This window comes from Paenibacillus sp. FSL R7-0272 (assembly GCF_037969905.1).
GTDB classification, from domain to species: domain Bacteria; phylum Bacillota; class Bacilli; order Paenibacillales; family Paenibacillaceae; genus Paenibacillus; species Paenibacillus polysaccharolyticus.
On the sequence record NZ_CP150221.1, the window covers coordinates 1,174,790 to 1,189,258 of the forward strand.

The window sequence follows — 14,469 nt, forward strand, 5'->3', positions numbered from 1 at the left end:
AAATGGCTATTAATCTGTCTAAAGGTCAAAAGATTGACTTAACAAAAACAAACCCGGGACTGGCTAAAATTACTGTAGGTTTGGGCTGGGACACGAACAAATATGACGGCGGTAAAGATTTTGACCTCGATGTCTCCGTATTCTGCGCTAATGCTGACGGTAAAGTAAACGGGGAGAAAAACTTTATTTTCTTCAATAATCCTCAAAATGAGAACGGTTCTGTCGTGCATACAGGGGACAACCGCACTGGAGAAGGCGATGGCGATGATGAGCAAGTGAAAATCGACCTGCCTAACGTTCCGGCTGACGTTGAGAAAATCGCATTTACCATTACGATCTATGAAGCGCAGGAGCGCAGCCAAAACTTTGGACAAGTATCACGCGCTTACGTACGCATTGTAAACGAAGCGAATTCCGAAGAATTGATCCGTTTTGACTTGGGCGAAGATTTCTCTATTGAGACAGGTGTTGTCGTTGGAGAGTTGTACCGTCATAGCGGCGAGTGGAAATTCAGCGCAATCGGTAGTGGTTACCAAGACGGTCTGGTTGGACTGACTCGGGATTATGGCTTGCAATAGAATTGTTAATCAAGCTGTGCATGTATAGCAATACCGGAAAGCCGTCGATCTGACGGTTTTCCTTTTCATTACATTAAGATCTTTTAAAATCTTTTGCTGAAAAGAAGGGCGGACGAATAGATGACGATTAGCTTGGCTAAAGGACAGCGGATTGACCTTACGAAAACAAACCCTGGTCTGACTAAAGTTGTAGTGGGCCTGGGATGGGATACCAACAAATATAGTGGCGGAGTCGATTTCGACTTGGATGCTTCCGCTTTCCTGCTTCATGAGGATGGTAAAGCCAAAGGAACAGATGATTTTGTCTTTTACAACAATCCAACAGGCGGCGCAGGATCATTGACTCACACAGGAGATAACCGGACAGGTGAGGGAGAGGGCGATGATGAGCAGATCATCGTAGATTTCAGCAAAGTCCCTGCAAACATCACGAGAATCGGCATTACAGTAACGATCTATGATTATGAAGCACGCGCACAGAATTTTGGTCAGGTATCCAACGCTTTTGTTCGTGTTGTCGATGCTTCTAGTGACCGTGAAGTTTTACGTTATGACCTGGGCGAAGACTTCTCTACCGAGACGGCTGTTGTGTTCTGCGAATTTTATCGTTCCGGTGCAGATTGGAAGTTCCAGGCGATCGGCAGTGGTTTTGCAGGCGGGCTCGCCGCGTTATGCCAGAATTATGGACTAGACGCGAAATAAGAGAAGGATAGGTGAATCTGTTATGGCTGTAACAGTCGTCAAAGGGCAAAAAACGGACCTCACTAAAACGAATCCCGGGCTTACCCGGCTGACGGTAGGCATTGGCTGGGATTCTTCTCCTGCGCTTGAACTAGACACATCTGCTTTTCTTCTTGGTGCTAGCGGGAAGGTATCGGGTGATGAAGATTTTATCTTCTACAACCAGCCAACAGGCGGTTTTATTACCTACAAAGACACACCGCAGCAATCAGATAAAAAGCAGTTCGAACTCGATCTGAGCCAAATTCCCGCCCGTATTGAAAAGATTGCGTTCAGTCTGACGATTTATGAAGGGGAGTCCAAAAACCAGAGTTTTAGCCAGGTTCAGAACACCTATATTCGTTTTGGTCATGCGAATAGCGGACAGGAAGCGTTGCGGTATGATCTAGCGAGTGGTTTTACCGTGGAAACGGCGATCGTTATTGGCGAGTTATACCGACATAACGGAGAATGGAAATTCAACGCTGTAGGTGCTGGTTTTTCCGGTGGACTGGATGCACTATGCAGTAACTTTGGCGTGAGTGTGGAGAACGACACGACTTCTTCACAGCCCGTCCCTCCAGTGCCTCAGCCACCTGCGCCTAAACCTCCTGCTCCACCAGTTCCACCGCCTCAACCCAAGATTGAGTTGAACCTGAGCAAGATTGAGCTGAAGAAAAAGGGCGATACCATCAACCTGAAGAAAAATGCAGGTGGACTTGGTGAGATTCTAATTAATCTGAACTGGAATCAACAGACGAGCAAGGGATTGTTCGGACGAAACAAGAGCGTGGATCTGGATCTGGGTTGCCTTTTCGAAATGAAGGATGGTAGCAAAGGAGTAATCCAGGCGTTAGGTGAATCGTTTGGTTCTTTGAATCGGTATCCTTATATTGCTTTGGATGGGGATGACCGGACAGGTTCAGTGAAAACGGGAGAGAATCTGCGTATTAACGGTGCACGTATTTCCGAGATCAAACGACTCCTTGTATTCACCTACATTTATGAAGGGGTTACGAATTGGTCGCAAGCGGACGGTGTCGTTACCATTAACCAGAAGGACGGCCCGGATATTATCGTGCGAATGAATGAATATGGAAGTTCCTTAGGGATGTGCGGAATCGCTATGTTCAGCAACGTGAATGATGAAACATTTAGTATTGAGAGGATCGTTCAGTTTTATAATGGACACCGCGCTCTGGATGAAGCCCATGGATGGGGTATGCGCTGGACTGCCGGCAGTAAATAACAATTTGAGTTAGCGGAGGCTCTCTGTTCATGTTTAGTGATTTCTTTAGAAGTATTAGTGAGAATTACGGTCATTTTTTCTCTTGGACCGAGATTGTGGCTACTCTCTCCGACCCCGTAAGTTGGGGAATCATCGGCAGTTTGATCTTGCTGGAAGGGCTTTTGTCCGCAGATAACGCTCTGGTGCTTGCCGTAATGGTTAAACACCTACCTAAGGAGCAACAGAAACGGGCATTGTTCTATGGTATTTTAGGTGCATATATTTTCAGGTTTATTGCTATTGGGCTCGGAACATTCCTTGTCAAGATTACCTTGATCAAGGTACTTGGAGCATTATACCTCCTCTATATTGCTTACAAGGGACTATTCAAGTCTCAGGAAGAGGAGAATCAGGAAGGAAAGCAATACTCGTTTTGGAAAACCGTACTTATGGTCGAACTGATGGACATTGCTTTCAGTATTGATAGTGTTATTGCTGCATTTGGTATCAGTGAGCAGATTTGGGTGTTGTTCCTCGGAGGGATTATCGGGGTACTCATGATGCGTGGAGTTGCACAAGTGTTCCTCAAACTCATTGACAAATTTCCTGAATTGGAAAAAGCGGCATTTATTCTTATCGCGATCATTTCCGTAAAAATGATGTTGAGTGCTTTTGGCTTCCATATCCCTAACGTACTCTTCTTCTCGTTACTGATTGTTGTATTTGTTGGAGCAATGCTGATAAGTTCCGCAAGAAAGAAAAAAGAAAATCAAGGCCAGGTTTAGTTTTAAAAATCGCCACACCTACTACCAATCCCTCCGCATCTTGGAGGGATTGGTTTTTATACCCCGACAGCATTCATTTTATAATGCAGAACTGACTTCAAGTCAGAAGTGCAAGGAGGAGAATAACCTGAAATATTTTAGTTTTTTGAATGCAGAGGAAGAAGAAGCTTTATTTTTTTCTTCGCCCATATCGTTTAGTCACCGAACCTCCAAAGAAATGCTGGCATACGCTGTTGGGGCTGCTTTGTACATGCCAGCCACACGTCCGCATATAGCAGACGATATTCTACAACGTAAACATGAAGGACTTACAACCATCGTTATTGATCTGGAAGATGCGGTAGGCGACGAGCAAGTCGAATTTGCGGAACAATGTCTGTCTCAGCAACTTGGACTTATTACAGACTACATGGAGGCAGGGAAATTACACACCAATGACATGCCTTTATTATTCGTCCGGATGAGATCCCCTGAACAGTTGGAACACCTTATAGAAATGTTGGGAGAACGAATCTCTTTATTAACAGGTGTTGTACTGCCGAAGTTTAGCTGTGAGAATGGACGTGCTTATTTGCAGCTTGTTCACCAGTATAATCAGCAGAAAGATCATTCACATCCACTCTTATATGCGATGCCCATTTTGGAGACGGCGGAAGTTATTTACCGTGAGTCACGTTGGCAGACATTAATGGATCTGAAACAGATTGTGGATGAGTATGCACCATATGTATTGAATATCCGAATCGGAGCGACAGATTTCTCAAGCCTGTTCGGTCTGCGGAGAAGCCCGGAGCTTACGATTTACGACATTGCAACGATACGTGATTGCATAGCTGATATTGTCAATTTATTCGGGCGTGCAGATCAGGGATATGTGATATCCGGGCCGGTCTGGGAGTATTTTAGCCAGCGTGAACGTGTATTCAAACCCCAATTAAGGCAGACGCCATTCGAGGAATCTCTGGGCAAGACAGGGCGGAACCTCAGAATGAAATATATTACGAACTCCATGGACGGGCTCATGCGTGAAGTGATGATGGATAAGGAGAACGGCATTGTAGGTAAAACGATCATCCATCCGACACAGATCAAACCTGTTCAGGCGATGTATGTGGTTACGCATGAGGAATTCATGGACGCACAGGGAATTATCACTCGAAATGATGGGAGCCTGGGTGTTTTTAAAAGCACGTATACCAATAAAATGAACGAAATTAAACCGCATTTAAGTTGGGCTAAACGAATCTTGATCCGATCACAAATATATGGGGTGTTACATGAACAGCAGCATTTTGTCGGGCTCTTGCCCAAACACGAACAGACTTACGTTTCCTATTCTTGATCAGTTTGAAGTCACCGTCGAGGCTACACATAATCCGCTTGCGATCCCATTGGAGAATCTGTTCTCCATGGCGGCACGCCTGAATAAAAAGAGATCTTTTCTCTTTGTCAGTAAGTTGCTGGGCAAGCATATTGCCGTCAATCCATATACCTCACTTCTAAGCGGCGCTGCTCTGGCCGTTCTATTGTATGAGGATGTAACGCACGGAGAAGACAAGCGTACTATAGAGTGGAAGCAACAAATGGTCCGTGGACTAATCGATCCAGAACAGGCCCGTGAGGCTTATGAATATCTAATGGGTGTGCAGATGAGTTTGCCTGAAGAGGTTCGCTTTGTTGGTTTTGCCGAGACGGCCACAGCTTTGGGACACAGCATGTACGAGCTATTTGCTAACCGTGCAACGTACATTCATTCTACGAGAGAATTCCTTCCCGAGATTGAGCCGGATATCCAGTTCGAGGAGGAGCATTCCCATGCCATGTCTCATCGCTGTTATGCAGTGGATTCTGCCTCCCTTGCTGAGGGTGGGCCGCTAGTCCTCGTGGATGATGAGATTACAACAGGCAACACCACGTTAAACATCATTCGGGATATTCAGCGTAATTATCCACGTAAACAATATTATATTGCGTCATTACTGGATTGGCGTACGGATGCAGATGAGCAAAAATTTTCTTCATTAGAAGATGAACTTGGAATAATTATCACCCCTCTCTCTTTGTTAAAAGGAAAAATTCAGGTCACGGGTGAGCCAGACATTGATATCTCGGGGGAAAAGAAAATCTCTGAATCCACATCTCTGATAAGTGTTATATCTGTAGCAGGTGAACTGGAGCCTTGGGCTATGGTGTCCGCAGATTCCGAGGGGAATCGCTGTTCACTGCCCTACCTGAAATATTCGGGACGATTCGGCATTCATTCCGGCCTTAATTCAATGCTGAGTGCAGGCATCACAAGGATTGCATCCATTTTACGTGAAAAAAGAAAAGGACAACGAACCCTTGTCATGGGAACGGGTGAGTTTATGCACATTCCGATGCGGATTGCAGCTGAGATGGGCGACGGTGTTCTCTATCAGTCTACGACTCGAAGTCCGATCTATACGGTCAATCGCCCGGGATATGCTGTTGTTGCAGGTGAAGGATATGCTTCTCCAGAAGATCCGGCTGTCCGAAATTATATTTACAACATATTGCCTGGGCAATATGATGAGATCTTTGTTTTGATGGAAAGACATATGTCAGAGGAACGCATGCGGCCTATGCTTGATGTGTTGTTACAACTCGGATGTAAGCAAATACATGTGGTGTACTGCGGTGCTCCACAGGAAGGCTGAGAAGACAAGCGATGAACTTACCTGCTATGGAAAGCATAATCAAGAAACAGATTAAACCTCCTGAACCCATGGGGAGTTATGACCCGTCCGATGTTATATTTTTGTTGAAGGATCTAAGTAACATTTCATTAGAAAAAGAGACCGGAGAACGTGAACATGCAATTCAGTCGGGCGTGCATTATTCAGAGATGCTACCTGTCGAGTATCACCCTTCGGATGAATATATTGAGCTATTTCACGAGACTTTAGCACAATCCGCTGAAAAAGTAGCCAGAGCCGCCGCAACGGTAGCGGAGATTATTGTACGCAAGCGGGGATTGAACACCGTTCTTGTCTCGCTGGCTCGTGCAGGAACGCCCATTGGCATTCTGGTGAAACGTTATATTTCCATGAAATATAACGTGGACTTGCCTCATTACAGCATTTCGATTATCCGTGGCAAAGGAATAGATGAGAATGCCATTTTATATATTTGGCAACAGCATGGGGTTGATATGCCAATCCAATTCATCGATGGCTGGACAGGCAAAGGGGCCATTCGCAAGGTGCTGGTCGATGCCTGCGACAGCCTGGATCAACGTTATGGTATTCGGTTGAATGATAATCTAGCCGTACTCGCTGACCCCGGTCATTGCTCAGATACCTATGGCACCCGAGAAGATTATTTGATTCCAAGTGCCTGTCTCAACTCGACCGTATCGGGCTTGATGAGTCGGACTGTGCTACGGGATGATCTCATTGGACCGAATGACTTCCATGGAGCCAAATGGTACAAGGAGTGGGCTTCTTCTGATCTGTCGACGATGTATGTAGACAAGATTTCAGAATATTTTACCAAGGTTGAAACGGAGGCCTCGCTTCAAGCAGAGGATGCGTTAGCCGATCCTCCAGAAGTCACATGGCAGGGAATGAAGGATATTCAATCCATTCAACAGACGTTTGATATCCAGGATGTAAATCTGATCAAGCCAGGGATTGGAGAGACGACGCGGGTACTGCTACGCCGTGTGCCTTGGAAAATACTGATTGACCGTCCGAACAATCCTAACCTGAAACATATCATGCTACTTGCTCAAGATCGTGGAGTTCCCGTTGAGGTATTCCCTGGGCTAAGTTATTCATGTTGTGGCATTATTCGATCTGTAAAGGGGGGCGGCGAATGATCTATGCAAGTGATTTGGATCAGACACTGGTCTATTCTCGTCGTTCTATGGGCGTTGGTGAGGATGCGCCCGGATTGGTTCCGGCAGAATGGATTCGTGGTGAGTTGTCTGCCTTTATGTCAGCCGAGACGTTGAACCAACTGATGACACTCCCTAAGGATATCCTGTTTATTCCTGTAACGACACGAACAGTGGCGCAGTATCAGCGGATACAGATCTTTCAGCAAGAGGTTATTCCGTCCTATGCGATAACTAGCAATGGTGGCAACATTCTAATGAATGGCAAGGTTGATCCCTCCTGGAACGAACATGTTCGTTCCAAGCTTCAAGAGCATGCAGCAACGCCTGCCGAGGTGCGTCAGATATTTGACGATGTACTGAACAAGGAATGGATTGTAGGAGAGCGACTATGTGATGAGTTGTTTTTCGCTTTTGTCATCCATCGTGATCTCATGCCGGTAGAAGAAGTTACAGAGAAGATCAAGCATGTGGAATCCCTGGGCTGGGAGGCTTCCATACAAGGCCGTAAGTTATATCTGGTTCCCTCGGCGGTGAATAAACGAGCTGCGGTAGAGCATATTCGCCATCAGATTGGCGATGTACCCGTTGTTGCGTCCGGTGATTCTTTACTGGATCGTTGTCTGCTCGATTTTGCAGATTATGCGATTGCTCCACGGCATGGAGAGTTATACCGCGAGAAACAGCGGAATCCTGAAACGGTTCACTACCAGTTCACCGAACAATCCGGTATTTTTGCCGCAGACGAGATATTGAAATATGTTCGCTCTATACACCACGCTGCGATAGGAGATGTTGTCTCATGACCAAGACTCGTATATATTTTAATCGCTGGTTTTCGGTGGCATATCACTATATGAATATGATTCGGAACAACGAAGATGGGATGCAGTTCGAAATCTATGGCACACATTCTGATCCGAACAACATGGCGCTTCAGGCATGTGATCATGCAGAGCTGGAGCCGAAGGTGACAGGAAAAGAGTATATCGATTTCTGTGTTGATTTTTGCCGCAGACATCAGATTGATCTATTTATCCCACGTCTCCACATGCTGGATATCAGTCGGAATATACATCTCTTTGAAGAGGTAGGAACCAAGGTTTTGGTTTGCAGAGATACAGACTTAATGGAAAAGTTGATGGAGAAGGATCACTTCTATGAATCTGTTCGTGAACTCGGGATCATGAGCATTCCAGATTACTTTACGGTCAGCAATGCATCTCAATTCAAACATGCTTATGAAGCACTCACTAACGCAGGACATGAAGTATGCTTCAAGCCTTGCAACGGTGAGGGCGGAATGGGATTCAGGGTGATTGACAATAGTCGTAATCCGCTGGAAGAACTGTCTGGACATACGCAGAATCGTATATCATTTGAAGACGCATTTCGAGCCTTTTCCTCTGTAGAATCTTTTCCGAATCTTATGGTTATGGAGAGACTTCAGGGATATGAGTACAGTATCGATTGTCTGGCTGACAGTGAAGGGAATCTGCTGGCAGCTGTGCCTCGCCGCAAAGCAGGCGGGCGTTTAAGAAAACTTGAGGAAAATGCAGACCTGTTGAACATTGCGAGTGAGGTGGCTAGCGCATATCGCATTCCATATAACTTTAATATTCAGATGAAATATCAGAATGAAACGCCAAAACTGCTAGAGATTAATCCAAGGATGTCTGGAGGGTTACATGTGTCTTGTCTTTCAGGAATCAATTTCCCTTATCTGGCTGTAAAACTGGCTTTGGGTCATGAGGTTGGGCCTCTACACCCGCAGTATGGCATATTGGGTAGTCATGTGGAGCAGCCACTCATTATGGATGAGCAGAAGGTTAGGAATCATTAAAGAACCGTTGCCAAACATTGACACCTTCTGACTGATTTTTTTACAATACGATTATATAGATGATCTTGAGAAGTACACCGCAGCGAAGTGATCAAGTGTAGTCTTCATTTGTTCATTGTATACGGTAGTGTTGTTACAGGCAGGAGGAAAATAGATGTTACGCAAAACAAAAATTGGATTAGGTGCACTGATCGGGTATGGACTTGCCGCTGTAAGCAGTTTTTTTGTCCCTGAATTTGTAACCTGGGCTATCCCGGCTGTGGCTACAATGGTTGGTGCCTTGATTCCATCCAGGCCGCATGAGCCCGTAGTGAAGACATTGGATTCAAATCGGTACCCTGAACCTTCGGCGTTGAATAGTGCATCCAGTGAGCAGGGGACAGTTGAACGTGTTGAACGTTCGGCTAATCAGCGAATCCATCCAACAATTGGACAAGCAGAGATGACCAGCGCTTCCGAAGTCAGTTCAAAGCATAAACACACGGATATGGACCCTGTTTTTGGGCCGGTCATTGAGTATCTTGAGGTGCTTGAGGATATGGTGATCTCCGAAGGACAAAAGAATGAACTGGACAATGAAATTGTGGAGAAGTCGTTAGCTTTGTTTGCCAGATTACAACGAGTTATTCCGGCACTGAAAGAGTTAAACAATGGTGATATTAACCATACGATGCGCAGACTGATTTTGAAAGATCTCAATGGATTTATTAATCCCTTCCTGCGTTTGAGTGGAGAAGCAAAGCGCACAAATCGTCGGATGTTGTTAAATGGTTTGAAGGATGTAGATTCCAAAGTTTCAGAGATTGTATCTACCATTGAGCATAAGGATTTAATGGAGCTTCAGAATAAAGCAGAGCTTATTCATCAAAGGTATAGTAGCTCCGAATTATAGGAGGGATGGTCAGAGATGGCAACGAAATATATTCAACTGAAGCAGGATGATCAGCAGCGAATTAACCAGGAAGCAAGCCAATTAATCCAGAAAGTATCACAGACGGATGTTGTTCAGCTAGATCTGTTAATGGATGATATCGGCAAACTGGGTGTCAAAACGCAAGAAAAAGCGGGTCAAACGCTAAAAATGCTGGACCGACCTGTTAATGATCTGATGTCTGGTAATCGGGCAGAAGTGTCAACGATGATCTTGAAGCTACGTGATGAGTGTGAAAGCTTGCAACAGAGCAAAAATGTGAGTTTTGTAGGACGGTTACTGCGCAAAAGCCCACTGAAAAACTATGTCTATCGCTACCAGTCTGTAAGAACCAACATTGATAGTATCATTAATGGGTTGAGAGATGGTAAGGACAATCTGGAAGAAAGCATTGTAAGCATGCGTCAGTTAAAACGCTCTTCCATTCAGGAAATCTATAACTTGCAAACCAAAATTGCTTTTGGTAATCAGTTGAAGGAACTATTCGAGGCGGAGATTTCCAAGCCGGAAAATGAGAACCGCAAGGCTCACTTGGAGCGCGGATTGCGAAAGGTCGTTACGCGTACACAATCCATGACCGAGATGATTATGCTCTATAATCAGGCGATTGCGGCTACCGATATTATTAATGATAACAATGATAAACTAATTGATTCCGTAAACAATGCGATTGATAAAACGGCTAATCTGATCACGGTATCGGCCATGATTGCGATGGCGTTGAATGATCAGGAGAAGGTCATCTCGGCTGTGGAAGCCACCAATAGAACGATTGAAGAACAGTTCAAGGAGAATGCAAGATTGCTGCGAACCACGACCGAAAAGACGAATGATCTGTTAGCCAAACCGGCAATGTCGATGGAATCGGTTAATCAGGCTATTGGAGATTTGATGTCAGCTCTGGATCTCTCGGAGCAGTCGAATCGTCGTATTATTGAAAGTTGCAATGATTATACAGCCAAGATGACTGCGCTCAATGCTGGCATGAGTGAACGGTTAGGCCTGGAAGCTCCCAAAGCCGGCAGTATCCAGACTAAAAAGCAACCGGATGCGAATGCGTTAAGCTCTTATCTGGATTAGTTCGGTGCCTATATAAGTTGAACTAAAGAGTTTACACAGTCCACTCCGATGACAGAAGAACCTGGAGAGTAGCGGTTATCCCCAGATTTTTTGGATTTCCTTTCACAAAGGTAAAAATCCGGTGATAAGCGTATGCTTCCGATGCAGCTTTCTTGCAGAAAGCTTTTAGGCGAGCGCTTCGCTTTTCCAGGTTTTTTCTGTCCTCTCCGTTAACGTGTAAAAGAATAGTTCAATTTATATAGCTTCTAGTAAGTCAGTTCATATATTAATCATAATATAAGCAAAAAGAGAGGCGCCGTGGCGTCTCTTTTTGTTTTTCTGTAGTTGCATCCATCAGAAGAAACTCTCAAGTCCGAAATTGGAACAGGTTTATTCCAATCTCATGCGGACGATACTGGGCATACATTGAAGTTTGTTGGCATACACATGTGAACATGTACATCTTCATCGTGAAGGGGGCAGGACATGTTATCTCTCATTATTGCCGGTATCGTGGGTGTTCTGATCGTCGTAGCAAGCAGTGAAAAAGCAGAGTCCATTGCGGAATTAAATGAACGTTAATATGCTGTATTTTCCGGGGAGTCTTTGATAAAATTAAGGCAAACCTTGGAAGTCGAAGAAGGAGCCGCCTAACATGCTGGAGTTTACTTTCGAAATCATTGATGAGGCCAAAATTAACATTCAATACAAGTATGGTAGTCAGTTTTTCAACTTTAATCTGTTCTGTTCCAATGGAGAATGGAAGCTGCATCCGTTTGATGGCATTCTGATTGAGAACCGGGAGATGTGTCGTCTTGTCGTTTCGGATCTGTTACAAAACAAGGATTTTCATGTGATGCTTGCCAAAGAAAAAATCGTATTATCGCGTCTGCGAACCACGGTTAATCTACAATCAGATGATTTGGAAGAGTTCGAGAGGGATCATCGGTGGGATGATCGATCATCACAGAACGATGAGTTAATGGATTACATAGAGAATCATAGTTTTGAAGAGGTGCTTGAACTAGAGAAACAGCAGCTGGGTGCAAGGGTGGACTTTTTTCAACAGATCATTCAGAGAATGTTTATGGAGGGAATCGGGCCTGAAGATCCTGACTTTCGCAAGGTTCAGTCTCTCATTAAAATTTATAAAGATACCATAGAAAGTCTGGGTGATATTAACGGTCATCAATCTGGAGATCATCCGCGTAAGAGATGGTAGATCCAAAAGTGAATTAACTTGGATTCGCTTTAATTTCAATATGTCTGATAAGAAGTTAACAAGCCCAAGAAAACTTGGGCTTTTTTCTATTATTAAAATGTTGAACGTATTGTCATCGACTTGTCTTTTTTATGAAATGGACCAAACTTTAGGGTGGGTTCGTTTGTTGAGTAGGTATAGGGATCATGATATGGGAGGTTAGAAGATGAGTAATCCACATATAGAAGAAACAAGTCAGGAAGAGGCTCGTTTATATGAGGAGCTTCGTCGTGCACTGGAAGACGTGCCGCAAGGGAAAGAACGGGAGCAAGTGATGCAGCGAATGATTCGTCAGTTAAAGTCCGCTAACTGGCGCAATGGACGTTTGAATGGGGTCAAGAAGTATTGGAGAGACGCTAGACCGGTTAAGTTATGGATATGGATTGCTGCCGGAGCGCTGGCTCCCGTTGTATTTTTCTGCTTATTTATCTGGGCATCCCTTTGGGTGGAGTGAAGCGCAAGACGAATGTCTCAATAACTATAGATATGACGATAACGAAGAAATAGTTAGAATCGGCAGATCAAAGGCTCCGAGTCTAACTATTTATAATATATGTGGCTGGCCTGAGATAACAGAGGCTTGTTGTTACTTATTCATCACCTTGACCTGATCTTGTACATATTCATGGTAGTCACGAAAGCTGTTGATATGGTGCAGGGCATCCGTCTTCGCAGACTGGATTTTAATTTTTCCGGACGGAGGATTGTTTTTCATTTCGGTGACTGCATTTTTGGAGCCCTCAATATCTCCTGACATTTCCTGAATCCGTTGTAACAAAGCAGGATGGCCTTCATATTGGAGCATCTCGGCGAGTGGTCTCATCTCTTCAAGTTTTTGACTTGAACGCTCCAGCGTTGTCATGACCTGATCGCCATCCGTGTTGACGCTCAGAGAAACCATGCGATGGATATGATCTTTCTCCATTCTTTCCAGAGCTTCCAGGTGAGAAGCTTCTAACCGTTTGGGATCTCCCCAGCTTCGGGTTTGTTGTTCGCTCGGGTTCGTTTGCTCGGCAGTGGGCATGTTGTTACTGTTGTTGCCGTTACCGCATCCCCAAACTAGAGATGTACATGCCAGAATCGCTCCAATAGCAACGATGCGTTTTAAACTCATGTTGTCACTCCTTCAATATTTTCCTGAAGGTAGTATGAGCTATTTTTTCCAAAAACATGCCTGAATTTTAAGGGTACGTTCCTATTCGGAATGGAATGATTAGGACGTAACAAGGCAGTGCTTCGATGTTAAACACAGGTTAAACAAGGAGGAAGGTCAAATATGAGGATTTATAAAAATCCAATCTGGAGATGGACGACTATTCTTCTGTATCCCGCCATTATTTTCATTTTTCAGAGCTGGGCCCTATCTTAAACTCATGGACGATTCCAATCTTATTTGTGGCTATATTTTGCTTTCTCTGGAGTGACGTCAAGGATATGCTGGCTTCGACGATATTAACATGGGTTGTTGCTATTCCGATATGGTGGTACTTTGTGGAGCGACCAAAGCCATCGTTTGGTGCTGAACATTTTGCCGCGCATCTGTGGCTAATTATTCTGATATATATGGTTTTTGTGTTTATTCCACAACTCCTGATTCTCGTTACTCGATTGCGAGTGATGGACTATTATTGGAAGTGAAACCGGAATAGGAGAGGATAGAATGAAGGTAATTAAACGCATTAACAAGCCGTATCTGATCTTCCTGATATGGAATGTGCTCATGGTTTTTGCCGTAGATGGAATGACGATCAAGCATGAAATGGGTAAAGGTGTATCTGGGAATGGCAATTTGGGCATTCTTGCTTTATTTCCATCCGTGCTTACTTTTCTGATCTTATGTTTCTGGACGGCATATGTCACGAAATGGTGGTTCTATGACCAACGCGAGTACTGGGGCAAATGGGGCAATGCGGCGGTCAGTATTGTTGCTGCAGCGTTGTGTATATTGTCTGTCTTCTGGGAAATCTACATCTTTGAAGACCTTCGTGTGCAGCTTAACGGTTATACACATGACCCGGAATCGGCAGTGTATCGTTTTGGCTGGCTGAACCAATATACGAATACGCTATACTACAACTTCCCGATTTTGCTGTTTGGCGTATCTTTCGCAGTCATCATCGGTTGGGTGCTGGAGCAGGTGCAGCGGTTACGCTCTAGATCTTGATGACAACGTTTGTTACTTGTACGGGTGCAGAACTTGATTGT

16 protein-coding genes are annotated in these 14,469 nt (G+C 44.6%); 15 read left to right on the forward strand and 1 reads right to left on the reverse strand.

What is annotated here, in order from left to right:
* Positions 1 to 2 precede the first annotated feature (2 nt).
* The 13 genes from MKY23_RS05025 to MKY23_RS05085 all read left to right on the forward strand — a co-directional run bounded on the left by MKY23_RS05025 (position 3) and on the right by MKY23_RS05085 (position 12,718).
* Positions 3 to 578 carry a TerD family protein gene (locus MKY23_RS05025; protein ID WP_090917591.1) on the forward strand — a complete coding sequence of 192 codons (576 nt, stop codon included), beginning with the start codon at positions 3 to 5 and terminating at the stop codon, positions 576 to 578.
* Between the two features lie 120 nt (positions 579 to 698).
* Positions 699 to 1,280, forward strand: a complete 582-nt coding sequence (locus tag MKY23_RS05030; RefSeq protein WP_154891226.1) for a TerD family protein — start codon at positions 699 to 701, stop codon at positions 1,278 to 1,280.
* Between the two features lie 22 nt (positions 1,281 to 1,302).
* Positions 1,303 to 2,547 (forward strand): TerD family protein, encoded by a 1,245-nt coding sequence (locus MKY23_RS05035; RefSeq protein ID WP_154984604.1) that lies wholly within the window; start codon positions 1,303 to 1,305, stop codon positions 2,545 to 2,547.
* Positions 2,548 to 2,576: 29 nt separating this feature from the next.
* Entirely contained in the window at positions 2,577 to 3,311 is a 735-nt protein-coding gene (locus MKY23_RS05040) for a TerC family protein (protein WP_339835900.1), read from the forward strand.
* Between the two features lie 145 nt (positions 3,312 to 3,456).
* Entirely contained in the window at positions 3,457 to 4,653 is a 1,197-nt protein-coding gene (locus tag MKY23_RS05045; RefSeq protein WP_339835903.1) for an HpcH/HpaI aldolase/citrate lyase family protein, read from the forward strand.
* A complete protein-coding gene (locus MKY23_RS05050) occupies positions 4,589 to 5,989 on the forward strand; it encodes a phosphoribosyltransferase family protein (protein ID WP_339835906.1) in 1,401 nt (466 codons plus the stop codon). Before MKY23_RS05045 ends, MKY23_RS05050 begins: the two co-directional genes overlap by 65 nt.
* 11 nt (positions 5,990 to 6,000) lie before the next feature.
* The gene (locus tag MKY23_RS05055) at positions 6,001 to 7,152 is read left to right on the forward strand and encodes a cysteine protease StiP family protein (protein ID WP_339835910.1); all 1,152 of its coding nucleotides are present in this window, start codon (positions 6,001 to 6,003) and stop codon (positions 7,150 to 7,152) included.
* Positions 7,149 to 7,976, forward strand: coding sequence for an HAD family hydrolase (locus MKY23_RS05060; protein WP_339835913.1), 828 nt, complete (start codon positions 7,149 to 7,151; stop codon positions 7,974 to 7,976). The genes MKY23_RS05055 and MKY23_RS05060 overlap by 4 nt, the downstream gene beginning before the upstream one ends.
* Positions 7,973 to 9,013, forward strand: a complete 1,041-nt coding sequence (locus MKY23_RS05065) for an ATP-grasp domain-containing protein (protein ID WP_339835916.1) — start codon at positions 7,973 to 7,975, stop codon at positions 9,011 to 9,013. The genes MKY23_RS05060 and MKY23_RS05065 overlap by 4 nt, the downstream gene beginning before the upstream one ends.
* A gap of 154 nt (positions 9,014 to 9,167) precedes the next feature.
* Positions 9,168 to 9,905 carry a hypothetical protein gene (locus MKY23_RS05070; protein ID WP_339835919.1) on the forward strand — a complete coding sequence of 246 codons (738 nt, stop codon included), beginning with the start codon at positions 9,168 to 9,170 and terminating at the stop codon, positions 9,903 to 9,905.
* A 15-nt stretch (positions 9,906 to 9,920) separates the two neighbouring features.
* Entirely contained in the window at positions 9,921 to 11,024 is a 1,104-nt protein-coding gene (locus tag MKY23_RS05075; RefSeq protein WP_339835922.1) for a toxic anion resistance protein, read from the forward strand.
* A gap of 634 nt (positions 11,025 to 11,658) precedes the next feature.
* A complete protein-coding gene (locus MKY23_RS05080; RefSeq protein ID WP_339835925.1) occupies positions 11,659 to 12,225 on the forward strand; it encodes a hypothetical protein in 567 nt (188 codons plus the stop codon).
* A gap of 205 nt (positions 12,226 to 12,430) precedes the next feature.
* Complete coding sequence (locus tag MKY23_RS05085) at positions 12,431 to 12,718, forward strand: hypothetical protein (protein WP_154984598.1); 288 nt, start codon at positions 12,431 to 12,433, stop codon at positions 12,716 to 12,718.
* 132 nt (positions 12,719 to 12,850) lie between these two features.
* Here MKY23_RS05085 and MKY23_RS05090 read toward each other — a convergent pair whose 3' ends face one another.
* Positions 12,851 to 13,378 (reverse strand): hypothetical protein, encoded by a 528-nt coding sequence (locus MKY23_RS05090; RefSeq protein ID WP_339835928.1) that lies wholly within the window; start codon positions 13,376 to 13,378, stop codon positions 12,851 to 12,853.
* A gap of 191 nt (positions 13,379 to 13,569) precedes the next feature.
* Between MKY23_RS05090 and MKY23_RS05095 the strand changes: the two genes are divergently transcribed.
* Both MKY23_RS05095 and MKY23_RS05100 read left to right on the forward strand, forming a co-directional pair.
* Positions 13,570 to 13,902, forward strand: coding sequence for a hypothetical protein (locus MKY23_RS05095; RefSeq protein ID WP_339835931.1), 333 nt, complete (start codon positions 13,570 to 13,572; stop codon positions 13,900 to 13,902).
* 22 nt (positions 13,903 to 13,924) lie between these two features.
* A complete protein-coding gene (locus MKY23_RS05100) occupies positions 13,925 to 14,428 on the forward strand; it encodes a hypothetical protein (RefSeq protein ID WP_339835934.1) in 504 nt (167 codons plus the stop codon).
* Positions 14,429 to 14,469: the final 41 nt, after the last annotated feature.